14 protein-coding genes are annotated in these 15,664 nt (G+C 68.3%); 6 read left to right on the forward strand and 8 right to left on the reverse strand.

Annotated features, from left to right (window positions below; translation table 11 throughout):
- Positions 1–2: 2 nt before the first annotated feature.
- The 5 genes from AAD027_RS13640 to AAD027_RS13660 form a co-directional block, all read right to left on the reverse strand.
- A complete protein-coding gene (locus AAD027_RS13640; RefSeq protein WP_341726571.1) occupies positions 3–1,268 on the reverse strand; it encodes an ABC transporter permease in 1,266 nt (421 codons plus the stop codon).
- Positions 1,269–1,275: 7 nt separating this feature from the next.
- Complete coding sequence (locus AAD027_RS13645) at positions 1,276–2,499, reverse strand: ABC transporter permease (protein ID WP_341726572.1); 1,224 nt, start codon at positions 2,497–2,499, stop codon at positions 1,276–1,278.
- Between the two features lie 55 nt (positions 2,500–2,554).
- A complete protein-coding gene (locus AAD027_RS13650; protein ID WP_341726573.1) occupies positions 2,555–3,865 on the reverse strand; it encodes an ABC transporter permease in 1,311 nt (436 codons plus the stop codon).
- Between the two features lie 10 nt (positions 3,866–3,875).
- The gene (locus AAD027_RS13655) at positions 3,876–4,607 is read right to left on the reverse strand and encodes an ABC transporter ATP-binding protein (RefSeq protein WP_341726574.1); all 732 of its coding nucleotides are present in this window, start codon (positions 4,605–4,607) and stop codon (positions 3,876–3,878) included.
- A gap of 122 nt (positions 4,608–4,729) precedes the next feature.
- Positions 4,730–5,998, reverse strand: coding sequence for an efflux RND transporter periplasmic adaptor subunit (locus AAD027_RS13660; RefSeq protein WP_341726575.1), 1,269 nt, complete (start codon positions 5,996–5,998; stop codon positions 4,730–4,732).
- A gap of 195 nt (positions 5,999–6,193) precedes the next feature.
- On the opposite strand from AAD027_RS13660, the gene glmS reads away from it, so the two are divergent.
- Both glmS and AAD027_RS13670 read left to right on the forward strand, forming a co-directional pair.
- A complete protein-coding gene (gene glmS / locus AAD027_RS13665) occupies positions 6,194–8,020 on the forward strand; it encodes a glutamine--fructose-6-phosphate transaminase (isomerizing) (protein ID WP_341726576.1) in 1,827 nt (608 codons plus the stop codon).
- Positions 8,021–8,184: 164 nt separating this feature from the next.
- Positions 8,185–9,303 carry a glycerophosphodiester phosphodiesterase gene (locus tag AAD027_RS13670; protein WP_425605462.1) on the forward strand — a complete coding sequence of 373 codons (1,119 nt, stop codon included), beginning with the start codon at positions 8,185–8,187 and terminating at the stop codon, positions 9,301–9,303.
- Positions 9,304–9,325: 22 nt separating this feature from the next.
- Here the strand turns inward: AAD027_RS13670 and AAD027_RS13675 are convergent, their stop codons facing one another.
- Complete coding sequence (locus tag AAD027_RS13675; RefSeq protein ID WP_341726577.1) at positions 9,326–9,529, reverse strand: twin transmembrane helix small protein; 204 nt, start codon at positions 9,527–9,529, stop codon at positions 9,326–9,328.
- A gap of 32 nt (positions 9,530–9,561) precedes the next feature.
- Entirely contained in the window at positions 9,562–9,876 is a 315-nt protein-coding gene (locus AAD027_RS13680; RefSeq protein WP_341726578.1) for a hypothetical protein, read from the reverse strand.
- A gap of 129 nt (positions 9,877–10,005) precedes the next feature.
- Here AAD027_RS13680 and AAD027_RS13685 point away from each other — a divergent pair, with 129 nt between their 5' ends.
- The 4 genes from AAD027_RS13685 to AAD027_RS13700 all read left to right on the forward strand — a co-directional run bounded on the left by AAD027_RS13685 (position 10,006) and on the right by AAD027_RS13700 (position 13,709).
- On the forward strand, positions 10,006–11,415 hold the full coding sequence (locus AAD027_RS13685; RefSeq protein WP_341726579.1) for an aminotransferase-like domain-containing protein: 1,410 nt from the start codon (positions 10,006–10,008) through the stop codon (positions 11,413–11,415).
- Between the two features lie 223 nt (positions 11,416–11,638).
- The gene (gene dinB, locus AAD027_RS13690) at positions 11,639–12,721 is read left to right on the forward strand and encodes a DNA polymerase IV (protein ID WP_341726580.1); all 1,083 of its coding nucleotides are present in this window, start codon (positions 11,639–11,641) and stop codon (positions 12,719–12,721) included.
- 80 nt (positions 12,722–12,801) lie between these two features.
- Entirely contained in the window at positions 12,802–13,398 is a 597-nt protein-coding gene (locus tag AAD027_RS13695; protein ID WP_341726581.1) for a PadR family transcriptional regulator, read from the forward strand.
- A complete protein-coding gene (locus tag AAD027_RS13700; RefSeq protein WP_341726582.1) occupies positions 13,395–13,709 on the forward strand; it encodes a DUF3861 domain-containing protein in 315 nt (104 codons plus the stop codon). Before AAD027_RS13695 ends, AAD027_RS13700 begins: the two co-directional genes overlap by 4 nt.
- 46 nt (positions 13,710–13,755) lie before the next feature.
- Here AAD027_RS13700 and AAD027_RS13705 read toward each other — a convergent pair whose 3' ends face one another.
- Entirely contained in the window at positions 13,756–15,648 is a 1,893-nt protein-coding gene (locus AAD027_RS13705; RefSeq protein ID WP_341726583.1) for a TonB-dependent receptor domain-containing protein, read from the reverse strand.
- Positions 15,649–15,664: the final 16 nt, after the last annotated feature.

Consider the following 15,664-nt stretch of genomic DNA (forward strand, 5'->3'; position numbering starts at 1 on the left):
CGCTATAGCCTAACCGAAGGACAGCGGGCGACGTGATGCGGGGGGATGCCGGTTGCTTTGCGGATGGGCCATGCCACCGCCAACTGGACCAGTACGATGAGCAGCGCCGACACCGATGCGACCGCTGCCGGCGAAGTGTCGATCCACGACGGCGGAATGTTCGCCGGCACGCCACGCGACAGCGCCAGGCCCAGCGCGATACCGGGGCAGGTCAGCACGAAATACTCCAGCCTGAGTTCAATGGCAAGCTGGCGTTGGCTGGCGCCGAGCGCGCGTCGCAGGCTCAGCTCCTGTACGTGGCGTTGCAGCCACCATTGCCCGGTGGAGAAAGAACCGAACATCGCCAGCAATATCCCACCCGCGCACGCCAGTGCGATCAGCGCGGAGCGCCTTCGTTCCGGGGCGAAGGAATTCGTGCGAAGCGACGAGAGTGTAGCCGGTGTTTCGGCGACCCACGATGGATAGGCGGCACGAAGCGCCTGTTCCACATCCCGGGCGATGCGGTCGCGTTCCGATGCGTCCGTGCGGATGAGGAAATGGGCCGCGGTGGCATCCACCATACGCAGTGGCAGGAACAACGCCCGTGTGCCGTCGTTGAGGCGCCGGCCGTTCACGGGGAGCGGGAGATCCTCGACGATGCCGACGATATGCAGCGGAATGCGCTTGTGCAGGTACACCGGCCGGCCCAGCGCGTCCTGGCCAGGGTAGAGCTGCTGCGCCAGCGTGGCGCTCACCACCACGGCGAGGGGCGTTTCATGCGGCCGCGATGGATCGCCACCGTAGTCCCGGTGCTCGCCGGGAACGAAGCCGCGACCGGTACGCATCGTGGCACCCAGCGTCTCCAGCAGGTCGGCATCGCCCAGGTAGGCTGACGCCACCATTCTTCGATGTCGGTGTTCCGCCGATACATCGAAGTTCCAGGAAGACGTGTATCCGAACGGCGACTGATTGCTGGCGCTCGCCCGCTCGACTCCCCGGATGCGGCGAAGCACGTCGAGGACCGCGGACGAAGAAGGAGCGCGGCCATCCGCAAGGCGCAACGGCCTCACCAGCAGCAGTTCGTCATGCGCGATGCCACTGGGAGCGTCCTGCGCAATCTGCAGCGAGCGCAGTCCGGACCAGGCACTGCAGGCCAGCACGAAGCCGATGGCCGACTGGACGACCAGTAGCGCCATCAATCCAGGGTGGCGGCCCAGCATAAGCAGGCGCGGATGCATGCTCATCTCCTCGCGCTCGATGGCGCACTCCCCCGCGAGGAAGTGCGCCATGCCAGGTTCACGCCGAACGCGTCGCCACCGCCGGCGGTACCGAGGCCGCCTTGCGCGCCGGGCCGTACACGGCCACCTGGCCCAGCAGCCACAGCAGCACGGCGCCGATCGGCAGGTACAGCAGCGGCAGGCGCGGCAGTTCGTACTTGCCCATCAGCATCTGGTTGATGCCGTAGGCCAGCACCATGCCGATGACGATGCCGATGCTGGCCAGCAGGAAGTTCTCGGTCTGGAAGTAGCGCAGGATCTGGCCCTTGGTCGCGCCCAGCGCGCGGCGGATGCCGATCTGCTTGGTACGCTGCTGTACCCAGAAGCTGGCCAGGCCCACGATGCCCAGCGCCGTCACCACCAGCAACGCCACGATCACCGCCACCAGCAGCCACGCCATCGCGCGGTCCTCGCGGTAGTAGTCCCGGAGGACGTCGGTGAAGGTGCCTTCGCGCAGGATCAGCCGGCGCGCGCTGTTCTTCTGCAACTGCGCCACGGCCGCCTTCAGCACTTCGTCGCGCCGCTCCGGCGAGGTGCGCAGCGCGAAGCGACCCACGGTCATGTCGCGGATCGGCAGGATCATCGTGTAGCCATGCTGGGCCTGCCCGCCGTAGTCGTTGGAGCGGATCAACCGTTCCACCACGCCGACGACGCGGTGCGGCACGTCGTCGCTGTTCCAGGCATAGATGTTCTTGCCGATGGCGCTCTCGCCCGGGAACAGCTTGTTGGCCGCATCGCGGCTCAGGATCGCGGAGGGGATGGTTCTTTGGGCGCTGGGTTCGTTCAGCTCTGTCCAGTTCTGATACTCGTCCGGCGTGAAATCGCGGCCTTCCACCAGCCTCAGTCCGAACGTGTCGATGATGCCTTCGCCCAGGAAGACGTTGACGTTCATGTTGGGCATCGGCTGGTTGGGCTGCAGGCTGACCGAGCTGTTCCAGGAGGAACTGTCGAACGGCACGTTGTTGATGCTGTTGGCCGCCACCACGCCGGGGATGGCGCGCAGGCTGGCGACGTCCTGCTTGACCAGTGCGTCGGCGTCATCGGCCTTGCCGATGCCGCCGATGTTGACGCGCACGACCTCGTTGTCGGCCAGGCCGGTGGGGCGATTCATGCGTTCCAGCCGGTTGTTGATCAGGAACACCGCGTTGCAGATGATCGCGCACGACAGCGCCACTTCCAGCACGATCAGCGCGGCGGCGGTCTTGTGGCGGGCCAGGGTGGAAAGGATGGGGCGGATGTCCATGGTGAGCCTCTGGTTTCGGCCCCCTTCCCCGTTTGCGGGGGAAGGGGTAGGTAGGTCATTGGGATTTGAGCTGGATGGCCGGCGTCACCTGCATCGCCCGCCACGCCGGCAGCAGCCCTGCCAGCAGGCTGGCGAAGATCGCCAGTGCGAATGTGGTCAGCAGCATCTGTACGTCCATGTGGGCCAGTTCGGCGTAGCCGGCCGGTTGCTGGCGCACGGCCCACAGGCCCAGCCACGCCAGCACCAGTCCCAGCACGCCTCCGACCAGGCCCACGGTGCCGGCTTCCACCAGGCACTGGGTGAAGATGGCGCGGCGCGTGGCGCCCAGCGCGCGACGCACGCCGATCTGCGAGGAGCGGCCCAGGAACTTGGCCAGCAGCAGGCCCACGGTATTGAGCAGGCACACCGCCAGGAAGCCGAGCGCCAGCCACAATTGCAGGCGCACGTCGCCAGGCACGGCGTTGTTCTCGTCCAGCCAGCCCATCACGTCGTCCAGCCGCACGTTGGTGGGGCGTTCGAAGCGGCCGGCGGCGCGCTGCTGGTCGGAATAGTTCATCAGGTATTGCTTGTAGGCCTGGACCTTTTCCGATGTGCCCAGTTCCACCCAGTATTGCAGCCAGGCGCAGGGTGCGTTGGGGCCGGCGGAGCCTTCCTCTTCCTTGCTCGAATCGCCCCAGCAGTTCATGTTGCCCTGCCTGCCCAGGTCCAGCGCGCGCGAGGTCAGGAACGGCAGGAACACCTGCTCGACCTCGCTGAAGCGGTCGTTGGTCATGTCGTAGAACTTGGGCGTGGGCCGCCACTCGTCCAGCACGCCGACGATGCGGAAGGTATGGCCGGAGGATTGCAGGTTGCGGCCGACGCTGTTGGCGCCGTCGAACAGCTTGTCGTTGAGCGCCTTGGAGATCACCACGACACGGGCGCGCGATTCGTCGTCCGTTGCGCTCCAGCCGCCGCCGTAGCGGAATGGTGTCTCGAACATCGGGAAGAAGTCCGCCGAGGTGTAGCGCGCGTCCACGGCGAAAGGCTCGACCTTGCCGTCCTCGGCCTCCACCGCCACCGAACCGCCGCTCATCAGCGCCTGCCGGTCGCCCTTCCCGTCGCGCAGCAGGGCCTCGGCATCGAAGCGGGTCATCTGCGCTTCCGGATCCTCGCCGGGCGTGAAGCCGTTCATCGGACGAGGATCGATGCGCGGGTAGAACAGCTTGCCGCTCTTCTGCGGGATCGGATCGCCGGACAGCACGTAGAACACGGTCAGCGTGGTCATGCTGGCGCCGATGCCCAGCGCGATCGCCAGCACCATCAGCGTGGTCAGCGCCTTGTTGCGCCCGAAGCTGCGCAGGGCGAGGTTGAAGTAATAGCCGAACATGGCGTTCCCCTTACGCGTTGGTGGAAGCGGGATCGGCTGCGGAGGCCTGCGCCGCGCGGATAAGCGCCGGCTCCACCGACAGGTCGGTGGCCGCGCCGTCCACGATGTGCACGTTGCGCTGCGCGCGTGCGGCCAGTTCCGGGTCGTGGGTGACCATGATGATGGTGGTGCCCTGGCGGTTGATCTCCTCCATCAGTTCCATCACCCCGCGCGCCATCTGCGAGTCCAGGTTGCCGGTGGGTTCGTCCGCCAGCAGCAGGCGCGGGCTGCCGGCCAGCGCGCGGGCGATCGCGGTGCGCTGCTGCTGGCCGCCGGAGAGTTCGGCCGGGAAGTGCTTCATGCGCGAGCCCAGGCCCACGCGCGCCAGCGCTTCCTCGATGCGCTGCTTGCGCTCGGCCGCGGGCATGCCGCGGTAGCGCAGCGGCACGTCGACGTTGTCGAACAGGTTCAGGTCCGGGATCAGGTTGAAGCCCTGGAAGATGAAACCGATCTTCTGGTTGCGCAGGCGCGAGCGCGCATCGTCGTTCAGGCCGCTGACGTCCTGCCCGTCGAGCAGGAACTGTCCGCCGGTGAAGGTTTCCAGCAGGCCGGCGATGTTGAGGAAGGTGGTCTTGCCCGAACCCGAGGGACCGGTGACGGCGACGAACTCGCCTTCGCGGACATGCAGGTCCAGCGAACGCAGCGCGTGCGTTTCCACCTGTTCGGTGCGGTAGACCTTGGACACCTGGCGCATTTCTAGCATGTCGGATTCCTTTGTGGCGGGGATTGGAGATTGGGGATTCGGGATTCGTGGTGGGACTCGAAGACCGGAGGGTGATCGCTTGCTTTTGCGAATCCCCAATCTCCAATCCAGAATCCCGGCTTTCAATTGACCGAGACGCGTTCAGCCTCGCCGAACAGGTCGCTGCCGGAGACGACGACCTTGTCGCCGGGCTGCAGCCCGCCCAGTACTTCGACGTTGCTCAGGCTGCTGACGCCCAACTGCACCGGACGGCGTATGGCCGAGCTGCCGTCCATGACATAGGCGTAGCGACCGCCGCCCTGTTCGACGAACGGCCCGCGTTCGACCATCAGCACGTTGCGGCGCGTGTCCATCGTGATGCGCGCGGACAGCCGCTGGTTCTGCCGCAGGCCGGGTGGCTGCTTGTCGGAGAAGCGCAGGCGGGTGACCACTTCGCCGTTCACCACTTCCGGCGAGACCGCGGAGATCTCGCCGGGGAACGGCGCGCCGTTGCTGGTCAGCGTGGCCGGCATGCCGATGGCCAGGTCGCGGGCGAAGCTTTCCGGCACCTTGATCTCCACCTCGAACACCGACAGGTCCACCACGCTCAGCACGGGCGCGTTGATCGCCACGTTGGAGCGTTGCACCGCCTGGATCTGGCCCACCTGGCCGTCGAACGGCGCGCGCAGCGTCAGCGCGTCCACCTGGCGCTTCACCTCGATCACCACGGCGCGCTGGCGGTCGGCCAGCAGGTGCTTGTTGCGGGCGTCCAGGCTGGCGCCCTGGCCCTGCAGGCCCAGGTCCTTGCGCGCATGAGTCACCGCGATCTCGGTCTTCCGCAGGTTGTCCTGCGCTTCCAGCACGTCCACCTGCGGTACTGCGCCGCCCTCGAAGCCGCGCTGGTAGCGCTGCAGGTTGCGCTCGGCGGCTTGGCGATCTATCTCGGCCTGGTCCAGCGCCTTCTGCGCGTTGGCGCGGGTCACGCTGGCATCCAGCGTGGCGCGGCTGGCCTCGGCTTCCAGGCCGGCCAGCGTGGTCTGCTCCTGCGCCAGCTTGCTGCGCAGTTCGGGGCTGTCGATCTCGGCCAGCGGCTGTCCCTGCTTCACCTGGTCGCCCGCCACCACCTTCAGCGTGACCACGCCGCCGGCGACGGCGTAGAGCGTGGGGCTGTTGGCGGCGATGACGCGGCCGTCGGCGGCGATATCGCGCACCAGGTCGCCGCGCTTGACCTCGGCGATGCGCAGGCGCCCGCCGTCGATCGAGGAAGTGCCGCCCAGCCAGCCGCGCGCGGCGAACACGATGCCGGCCAGCAGCACTGCGCCGCCCACGGCGGGCCATAGCCAGCGGCGCCACTGCGGGCGGGTCTGCGAGGCGTTCAGCGGGCGATCTTGCGCGGAGGTGTCCCGAATCATCGATGGCATGCGTTCTGTGGAATGACCTGCACCACAAAGCAGGATGCGTGCCAAACGCAAGCGATTGAATAAAAAAGGGTTTTCCGGGGAATGATGGCTGTCCGGGTGTCCGCGGACACCGCGCGGACAGCGGTTGTCCAGTCGCGGACACGTACAATGCGGGTTCGTTTTCTATCCAAGGGATGACGCAGGCTTATGTGCGGAATTGTGGGGGCGATCGCCGATCGCGACGTGGTGCCGGTATTGATCGAAGGACTGAAGCGACTGGAATACCGCGGCTACGATTCCGCCGGCATCGCCGTGGTCGACCGGCAGGACGTGCGCCGCGTGCGCCGCACCGGCCGCGTGGCGGAAATGGAGAACGCCGCCGCCGCCGAGGGCTTCCACGCCACCCTGGGCATCGGCCACACCCGCTGGGCCACGCACGGCGGCGTCACCGAATCCAACGCCCATCCGCACATCAGCCACGGCGTGGCGCTGGTGCACAACGGCATCATCGAGAACCACGAGGAACAGCGCGAGAAACTCCGCGCGCTGGGCTACGCGTTCGAGTCGCAGACCGATACCGAGGTCATCGCCCACCTGATGCACCACCACCTGAAGGGCGGCGACGACCTGCTGGCCGCGTTGCAGCGCACGGTCAAGGAACTCACCGGCGCCTACGCGCTGGCCGTGGTCAGCCGCAAGGAACCTGGCCGCCTGGTCTGCGCGCGCATGGGCTGCCCGTTGCTGGTGGGCCTGGGCGAAGGCGAGAACTTCGTCGCCTCGGACGTGTCGGCGATCATCCAGGCCACGCGCCGGGTGATCTTCCTGGAAGAGGGCGACACCGCCGAGGTGACGCGCGAAGCCGTGCGCGTGTTCGACGGTAACGACCAGCCGATCGAGCGCGAGGTGCACGTCTCCGACGTGTCGCTGGCCTCGCTGGAACTGGGCCCGTATCGCCACTTCATGCAGAAGGAAATCCACGAGCAGCCGCGCGCGCTGGCCGACACCATCGAGGCGGCCATCGAGAACGGCTTCACTCCGCAGTTGTTCGGCGACAACGCCGAGACGGTGCTGAAAGACATCGAGGGCGTGCAGATCCTCGCCTGCGGCACCAGCTACTACGCCGGCCTGACCGCGCGCTACTGGATCGAAGCCATCGCCGGCCTGCCGTGCAGCGTGGAGATCGCCAGCGAGTACCGCTACCGCGCCGCCTACGCGAACCCGAAGCACCTGGTGGTGACCATTTCGCAGTCCGGCGAAACCCTGGACACGATGGAGGCGCTGAAGTACGCCAAGTCGCTGGGCCACCGGCACACGTTGTCGATCTGCAACGTGCCAGAAAGCGCCATCCCGCGCGCCAGCGAACTGGTCTGCTACACCCGCGCCGGCGCCGAGATCGGCGTGGCGTCCACGAAGGCCTTCACCACCCAGCTCGCCGCGCTGTTCCAGCTGACCGTGGTGCTGGGCAAGCTGCACGGCAAGGTCGGTGCGGAAGAAGAAGCCGGCTATCTGGAAGAGCTGCGCTTCCTGCCCGGCAGCGTGCAGCACGCGCTGAACCTGGAGCCGCAGATCGCGCTATGGGCCGAGCGCTTCGCGCCCAAGTCCGACGCGCTGTTCCTTGGGCGCGGCCTGCACTATCCCATCGCGCTGGAAGGCGCGTTGAAGCTGAAGGAAATCTCCTACATCCACGCCGAAGCCTATCCCGCCGGCGAGCTCAAGCACGGCCCGCTGGCGCTGGTGGACGCCGACATGCCGGTGGTGGTCATCGCCCCCAACGACAAGTTGCTGGAGAAGGTGAAGTCGAACATGCAGGAAGTGCGCGCGCGCGGCGGCGAGCTGTTCGTATTCGCCGACCAGGACAGCCACTTCAGCGAATCCGAAGGCGTGCACGTGATCCGCACGCCGCGCCACGTCGGCGTGCTCAGTCCCATCGTGCACACCATCCCGGTGCAGTTGCTGGCCTACCACACCGCCCTGGCCCGCGGCACCGACGTCGACAAGCCGCGCAACCTGGCCAAGTCGGTGACGGTGGAGTGACCGCTGTCGTCCGGCTGTCATGATCCGGGTGGAGAATAATGGCGGCAACGCGGTCCTCTCTCCTCCCACGTTGTACCCAAAGCCCGGTTGTCTACCGGGCTTTGTGCTGTCTGGGTTCCGCATGCGGAACCGTTTCCCATGACCAAGTCCACGGAGGTCGCCGCATGTTGTCGCACCGCGTTGTCCTGGCCGGCCTGGTGGCCGCCATCGGCATGATCGCCATGACCGCTCCGCTGCGCGCGCAGGATGCGCCGTCGCCGTCGCCGCCGGTCATGGTCATCGGCCACCGTGGCGCCAGCGCGCTGCTGCCGGAGCACACGCTGGCGGCCTACGCGCGGGCCATCGCCGATGGCGCGGACTTCATCGAGCCCGACCTGGTGTCCACGCGCGACGGGGTGCTGGTGGCGCGGCACGAGAACGAGATCGGCGGCACCACCGATGTCGCCTCGCGCGCGGAGTTCGCGGACCGCAGGCGCACGCAACACATCGACGGACAGGCGGTGGAAGGCTGGTTCACCGAGGACTTCACCCTCGCCGAACTGAAGACGCTGCGCGCGCGCGAACGCCTGCCGCAGCTGCGCGGCACCGCGCACGACGGCGTGCACGAAGTGCCCACGCTGGACGAGGTGATCGAGTGGGTGGCGCAACAGGCGGAGCGCGGTGGGCGCGTCGTCGGGCTGATCCCGGAGATCAAGCACGGCACGCATTTCCAGGCGATCGGGTTGCCGATGGAGCAGAAGCTGCTCGACGCCTTGCAGGCGCATGCGTACACGCGCACGGCGCCGGTGGTGATCCAGTCCTTCGAGCAGGCCAACCTGCGGCAACTGCGCGAACGCCTGGGGCCGCGCCATCCCAACATCCGGCTGCTGCAGCTGCTGGACGGGCCGGAGGCCCGGCCCGGCGATGCGCTGGCCGCCGGAGCCGCCACCCGCTACGCCGGCCTGATGGCGCCGGAGGGCCTGCGCGCGATCGCCGAGTACGCCGAGATCATCGGCCCGTGGACGCGCACGCTGATGCCGGAAACCGCGGAAGGCGCGCTGGGCGAACCCGCGCCGTTGATGCGCGACGCGCTGGCCGCCGGCCTGCAGGTGTGGCCCTACACGTTCCGGCCGGAGAACCATTTCCTGCCGCGCGCGTTGCGGGAAGGCGACGATCCGCGCCAGCGCAACGAGGCGGGTTCGATCGCGGAGATCCGCGCCTACCTGGCGCTCGGCATCGGCGGGTTCTTCACCGACGATCCCGCCGTCGGCCGGCGCGCGGTGGACGGGGACGAATCGCGCTAGCGCCTGTCGAAGGCGCGGCGGCTCAGCCGACCCCGTGCGGCTCGATCCAGCCGGTGGCGATGCCGACCATCACCAGCACGATGAGTCCCACCGAAAAACCGATGCGGCGGGTCAGTGCCCATACCGTGCGGGTGCTGGAGCCGTTGTCGACCAGCATGTAGTACAGGCCGGCGCCCAGGTTGTAGAGGATGACGCCGAGGAAGGCGACGATCAGCAGGGTCTTCATGGAACGCCTCGCAGGCGTGTGGGGGAAAGGATTCAGCGCGCCGGGCGCGACAGCCACCAGACGCGCAGCGCGATCGCGGCCAGCATCGCCATCAGGAACAGGCCATACGCCACCGACGTGGCCAGCACCTGTTTCCAGATCGCGCCGGCGTGCGGGTCGGCGTGCAGGAAGCCCCAGTGCATGCCCCAGCCCGACAGCAATGTCGCCAGCACCAGGCTGATGCCGTCGAAGGCGCGCCGCACCGGCGTGCGTGGCTGGCGCGGATAGAGCCAGAACAACACGGCCAGGATCGAAAACCAGGGCAGGAACAGGATCAGGGCAAGGTTGAGTTCGACGGTGGGGTTCATGACGGTCAGGCTAGTCCTGCCGGTGCAGTTGTCCAATAATCAGAATCCCGGGAAAAAACCAGATCAGATGCCCGTTCAGCTCGCTGCCATCGACCCCGGCCTTCCTGTTCCTTCGGGCAAGGCAGGCCGGTGAAGCGTTACCAGGCCCTGGCCGAGGACGTGGCGCGATCGATCCGCGAGGGGCTGCTGCGGCCGGGCGAAAAACTGCCCTCGGTGCGGCAGACCGCCGCCCGCCGCAAGCTCAGCATGGCCACCGTGTTCCAGGCCTACTACCTGCTGGAGGCGCGCGGGTTGATCCGTTCGCGGCCGCGCTCGGGGTATTACGTGGCAGCCGATGCGCCGCGCCTGCCGCCGGAGCCGGAAGCGCCTTCGCGGCCCGACGGCGAATCGCGCCCCGTGGACGTCAGCGAACTGGTGTTCGAAGTACTGGAATCGGCGATGGCCCGCCAACTGGTGCCGCTGGGTTCGGCCTTCCCCAGCCCGCTGCTGTTCCCGCTGGCCCGGCTGGGCCGCCACCTGGCCAGCGCCGCGCAGCACCTGGACCCCTGGAGCACGGTGGACGACCTGACGCCCGGCAAGCTGGCGCTGCGGCGGCAGATCGCGCTGCGCTATCGCATCGACGGACTGCCGGTGTCGCCGGAGGACATCGTCATCACCAATGGCGCCCTGGAGGCGTTGAATCTGTGCCTGCAGGCGGTGACCCGGCCCGGCGATGCGGTGGTGGTCGAATCGCCCTGTTTCTATGCCGCGCTGCAGGCGCTGGAGCGGCAACACCTGCGCGCCATCGAGGTCCCCACCCATCCGCGCGACGGCATCGACCTGGAGGCGCTGGAAACCGCCCTGCAACGGCAGCGGCCGCGCGCCTGCTGGTTGATGACCAACTTCCAGAACCCGCTGGGCAGCGCCATGCCGGACGCGAAGAAACAGGCGCTGGTGGCATTGCTGGCGCGGCACCGGGTGCCGCTGATCGAAGACGATGTCTACGGCGAGCTGTATTTCGGCGAACGCCGGCCCATGCCGGCCAAGGCCTACGACACGCAGGGGCTGGTGTTGCACTGCGCGTCGTTCTCCAAATGCCTGGCGCCGGGCTACCGCATCGGCTGGGCCGCCCCCGGCCGCTTCGCGCAGGCGGTGGCGCGGCACAAGCTCACCGGTTCGCTGGCCACGTCCGCGCCGGCGCAGATGGCGCTGGCCGCGTATCTGGAAGCGGGCGGCTACGACCGCCACCTGCGGCGGTTGCGGAACACCCTGGCCGTGCAGCAACAGCAGTACATGGAAGCGGTGGCCCGGCATTTCCCGGCCGGCACGCGGGTCACCCGGCCTTCGGGCGGCTATTTCCTGTGGCTGGAACTGCCCGCCGGCAGCGACGCGCTGGCCCTGCATCGGCGCGCGCTGGCGCACGGCATCAGCATCGCGCCGGGCCCGATCTTTTCCGCCAACCGCGGCTTCGCCCACTGCCTCCGGCTCAACTACGGCCATCCCATGGACGCCCGCGTCGAACAGGCCATCGCCATGCTGGGGCGCCTGGCCGCCCTATGACCCTGTAGGAGCGGCTTCAGCCGCGACCGCATCGCCCGAAAGCCGTTGACAGGGGTATGCGCGGACGAATGATTTCCTTGCTGTTCCGTCCATATCCGCGTTCATCCGCGTCGATCCATGGCCAAGGGCGCTTGTGCGATACGGTCGCGGCTGAAGCCGCTCCTACATGGAGTTTCCACAAGCGGTAGCATGCGCGGCGACGCCGGCGCGGCGGAAGCAGGGCATGCGCAAGATCATCCACATCGACATGGACGCGTTCTACGCCTCGGTGGAGCAGCGCGACGATCCGTCGCTGCGCGGCCGGCCGGTGGTGGTGGCGTGGCGCGGCGAGCGTTCGGTGGTGTGCGCGGCGTCGTACGAGGCGCGCACCTTCGGCGTGCGCTCGGCGATGCCCGCCGTGCGCGCGGAGCGGCTGTGCCCGCAGGCGGTGTTCGTGCCGCCGGATTTCGTGCGCTACAAGGCGGTGTCGCGGCAGGTACGCGAGATCTTCCTGCGCCACACCGACCTGGTGGAACCGCTGTCGCTGGACGAAGCCTACCTGGACGTCACCGCGCCGAAGACCGGCCTGCCCACGGCCACCGCGGTGGCCGAGACGATCCGCGCGCAGATCCGCGAGGAAACCGCGCTGACCGCCTCGGCCGGCGTGGCGCCGAACAAGTTCCTCGCCAAGATCGCCTCGGACTGGCGCAAGCCCGACGGCCTGTTCGTGCTGCGCCCGCACCAGGTGGAAGCCTTCCTGACCCCGCTGCCGGTGGAACGCATCCCCGGCGTGGGCAAGGTGATGCGGGGCAAGCTCAACGCCGCCGGCATCCACACCGTGGGCGACCTGCGCACGTTTGCGCAACCGGAACTGGAGCACCGCTTCGGCAGCTTCGGCGGCAGCCTGTACCGCCGCGCGCGCGGCATCGACGAACGGCCGGTGGAACCGGACCAGCCGGTGCAGTCGATCTCGTCGGAAGACACCTTCGCCACCGACCTGCCGCTGTCCGAGCTGGAACCGCACATCCGCCGCATCGCGGAGAAGGCGTGGGAGGCGGCCCGCAGGACCGACCGCGTGGGGCGCACGGTGGTGCTGAAGCTGAAGACCGCGCAGTTCCGCATCCTTACCCGCAGCTTCACGCCGGAGTCGCCGCCGGCCTCCGCGCCGGAGTTCATCGACATCGCGCTGGCCCTGCGCGACCGCGTGGACCTGCCGGACAGCACGCGCTACCGCCTCGTCGGCGTGGGTTTGTCGGGGTTCCGCGACCGCGAGGAGATGGCGGCGCAGCCGGGGCTGTTCGACGGGACGGAGCTGGCTGTTCGTTGAACAGGCAGGTGGACGGGGGTTGGAAAAGACAGAGTCAAGATATATCTTGATGCTATCTTAGATCAACCAAGGAAATACCCATGTCCCCCTTTTCCCATTCCCACGGCCGTGGCGGCCGGCATGGCGGCCGCGGTCGCCACGGCGGGCCCGAGGCCGATATGGCCGCCCGCGGACGGCGCGGCCGCATGTTCGACCAAGGACAGCTGAAGCTGCTGGTCCTGCACGTGCTCGATGCACAACCCAGCCACGGTTACGAGGTGATCCGCGCGATCGCCGAACTGGCCGGCGGCGACTACAGCCCCAGCCCCGGCACGGTCTACCCGACCCTGACCTGGCTGGAAGACATGGGCCTGGCCCAGTCCGGGGCGGAGGAAGGCGGTCGCCGCCAGTACCACATCACCCCGGAGGGACGCGTGCAGCTGCAGTCGCGCCGGGAACACCTCGATGCGCTGCTCATGCGCCTGCGCGAAGGGCGGCGCCATGCGCTCGCGCGCCGCGCGCCGGAGATCGAACGCGCGATGGAGAACCTGAAGACCGCGCTGCGCCTGCGCTTCACCGGCGGAGCACCGGATGCCGAGGCGTTGCAGCGCCTCGCCGCGATCATCGACCGCGCCGCGGTGGAGATCGGGCGCGAGGCGGGCGGCAGCGCCCGTGCCGCCGGGGAGGCCGCGCCATGAAGCAGCATCGCTACCGCGTCACCCTCGAACATCTGGCCGACCCGAAAGGCGGTCCGTCCGCCTACGACGCGCCGCTGCGCTTCGAGGTGGGCAACCACGACGACGTGTTCGCCATCGTCGAACGCATGCGCCAGCGCCCGGATCTCACGCCCGAGTCCGCCACCGCGCTGGCGGTGGGGCTCAAGCTGTTCAGCGAAGTCATGCTGGAGCAGCGCGGCCATCCGCTGTTCGCCGGATTCGCGCCGCACTTCCGCGATTTCATGAAAACGCTCAAGCAGGGCATGGTGGCCCCATCCGCCGAGGGCGCATGAAAAAAAGCCCGGCATCGCCGGGCTTTTTCCTTCCTGTACCGGGCGCTCAATCGCGCGCCTGGTAGCGCAGGCTGACGCCGTATTCGCGGCCGGGCTGGTTGTACCAGGCGATGGTCTCGTACTCGCGGTCGAACACGTTGGTGGCGCGGGCCTGCACCGACCATTCCGCGTTGATCGCGTATTCCAGCCGCAGGTCCAGTGTGCCGTAGCCGGCCAGCCGCACGCTGTTGGCCGCGTTGTCGTAGCGGTGGCTGGCGCCGTTGGCGGTGACGCCGGCGCGGAAGGCGCCGAACGCACGGTCCACGTCGATGCGCGCGGTGTTGCGCGAGCGGCGCGCCAGCAGGTTGTCGAGGTTGTCGCCGGCGGTGCGGTTGCGCGGATCGACGTGGCTGACCTGTGCGGCGATGTCGAAGCCCGCCAGCGCCACGGCGCCGGTCAGTTCCGCGCCGCGGATGCGCGCTTTCTCGATGTTGTCCGGCAGCCAGTCGGCGTCCAGCGCGATCAGGTCGTCGATGCGGGTCTCGAAGACGTTGAACGTCCAGTTCCACGTGTCCGCATACTGCGCCAGCCCGATGTTGAGGCTTTCCGACTTCTCCGGCTTGAGGTCCGGGTTGCCGGAGAACGGGAAGTACAGGTCGTTGAAGGTGGGCGCCTTGAAGCCGGTGCCCGCGTTGGCGGTGAGCTTGAACCCGCTGCCGAAGCCGATGCCCCAGCCGAGGTTGCCGGTGGCGTGGTTGCCGAACTGGTCGTTGTCGTCGTTGCGGACGCTGGCCTGCACCTGCTGCGCGCCGTAGCGGCCCTGGTACTCGACGAACACGCCGGTGTTGTCGCGGCTGTCGACGGGGGTGCCGGTGACGTCGTTGACGTAGTTGGTGCTGCTGGTGATCTCGTCGCGCTGCCAGTCGGCGCCGGCGCTGAGCAGATGATGCTCGCCGATCCCGAAGTCGCCCTGCAGCGACGCGGTGTCGCGGCGCGTATCGAAGGTGCTGACGAACACACGGGTGCCCGCCGCGGCATCGGCGAAGTAGTTGTCCGACTTGTCGGAAGCGCGGCCCACCTGTGTCGTGACATTGATGCGGCCCGACGGCGTCCACGTCAGCTTGCCGCCCAGCACCTGCTGCGCGTTGTCGGCTTCGTTGCCGCCGAAGATGCTGCCGTCGAACTCGTTCTCGGCATCGGCGTTCAGCGCATGGCCTTCCAGCGTCAGCGTGTCGGTCAGCTTCACGCCGCCGCGCACGTTGAGCGAGACGTTGCGGTAGCCGTCCAGGTCCGGCTCGTCGGTGAAGCAGCCCTGGAACAGGGTGCCGGAACCACGGCAGGCGTCGATGCCGTCGGTCTTCTGGTAGGCGGCATCGGCGCCGATCCAGCCGCGCTCGCCGCCGTAGCCGAAGCCGCCGCTGGCTTCGCGCAGATTGTGGCTGCCGCCGCCGATCCGCAGGTGGCGCGACAGGCCCTGGCCGCCACGGCGGGTGAAGATCTGGATGACGCCGCCGATGGCCTCCGAGCCGTACAGGCTGGAGCGGGGACCGCGGACGATCTCGATGCGCTCGATCTGGTCCACCGGCAGGTCCTGGAAGGAGGCCAGGCCCGCCGTCGCCGAGCCGATGCGGATGCCGTCCACCAGCACCAGCACGTGGTCCGACTCGGTGCCGCGGATGTTGAAGGTCGTCAGCTTGCCCGCACCGCCCTGGTTGGAGAAGCCCAGGCCCGCGCGGCCCTTCAGGAGCTCGAACAGGTTGCGCGCCTGGCTGCGTTCGATCTCCTCGCGGCCGATCACCTGCGCCGGCACCAGGCTGTCCCGCACCGACACCTCGGTGCGCGTGCCGGACACCACGATCTCGTCCAGTTCGGTGGTGGCGTCCTGCGCCAGTGCGGCGAACGGCAGGCCCAGCGCGACGGCGAGCGCCAGCCGGTGGGAGGAAGGAAAACGCTTGTGCATGGGAACAACTCCATCG

Origin of the sequence: Pseudoxanthomonas putridarboris (assembly GCF_038321125.1) — a bacterium.
In the GTDB taxonomy this organism is placed as follows: domain Bacteria; phylum Pseudomonadota; class Gammaproteobacteria; order Xanthomonadales; family Xanthomonadaceae; genus Pseudoxanthomonas_A; species Pseudoxanthomonas_A putridarboris.

What these genes read in the sequence shown, in the direction of transcription:
- AAD027_RS13640 (WP_341726571.1), bottom strand. Translation starts at nt 1,268, where the DNA reads ATGGCGCACTTCCTCGCGGGGGAGTGCGCCATCGAGCGCGAGGAGATG.
- AAD027_RS13645 (WP_341726572.1), bottom strand. Translation starts at nt 2,499, where the DNA reads ATGGACATCCGCCCCATCCTTTCCACCCTGGCCCGCCACAAGACCGCC.
- AAD027_RS13650 (WP_341726573.1), bottom strand. Translation starts at nt 3,865, where the DNA reads ATGTTCGGCTATTACTTCAACCTCGCCCTGCGCAGCTTCGGGCGCAAC.
- AAD027_RS13655 (WP_341726574.1), bottom strand. Translation starts at nt 4,607, where the DNA reads ATGCTAGAAATGCGCCAGGTGTCCAAGGTCTACCGCACCGAACAGGTG.
- AAD027_RS13660 (WP_341726575.1), bottom strand. Translation starts at nt 5,998, where the DNA reads ATGATTCGGGACACCTCCGCGCAAGATCGCCCGCTGAACGCCTCGCAG.
- glmS (WP_341726576.1), top strand. Translation starts at nt 6,194, where the DNA reads ATGTGCGGAATTGTGGGGGCGATCGCCGATCGCGACGTGGTGCCGGTA.
- AAD027_RS13670 (WP_425605462.1), top strand. Translation starts at nt 8,185, where the DNA reads ATGTTGTCGCACCGCGTTGTCCTGGCCGGCCTGGTGGCCGCCATCGGC.
- AAD027_RS13675 (WP_341726577.1), bottom strand. Translation starts at nt 9,529, where the DNA reads ATGAAGACCCTGCTGATCGTCGCCTTCCTCGGCGTCATCCTCTACAAC.
- AAD027_RS13680 (WP_341726578.1), bottom strand. Translation starts at nt 9,876, where the DNA reads ATGAACCCCACCGTCGAACTCAACCTTGCCCTGATCCTGTTCCTGCCC.
- dinB (WP_341726580.1), top strand. Translation starts at nt 11,639, where the DNA reads ATGCGCAAGATCATCCACATCGACATGGACGCGTTCTACGCCTCGGTG.
- AAD027_RS13695 (WP_341726581.1), top strand. Translation starts at nt 12,802, where the DNA reads ATGTCCCCCTTTTCCCATTCCCACGGCCGTGGCGGCCGGCATGGCGGC.
- AAD027_RS13700 (WP_341726582.1), top strand. Translation starts at nt 13,395, where the DNA reads ATGAAGCAGCATCGCTACCGCGTCACCCTCGAACATCTGGCCGACCCG.
- AAD027_RS13705 (WP_341726583.1), bottom strand. Translation starts at nt 15,648, where the DNA reads ATGCACAAGCGTTTTCCTTCCTCCCACCGGCTGGCGCTCGCCGTCGCG.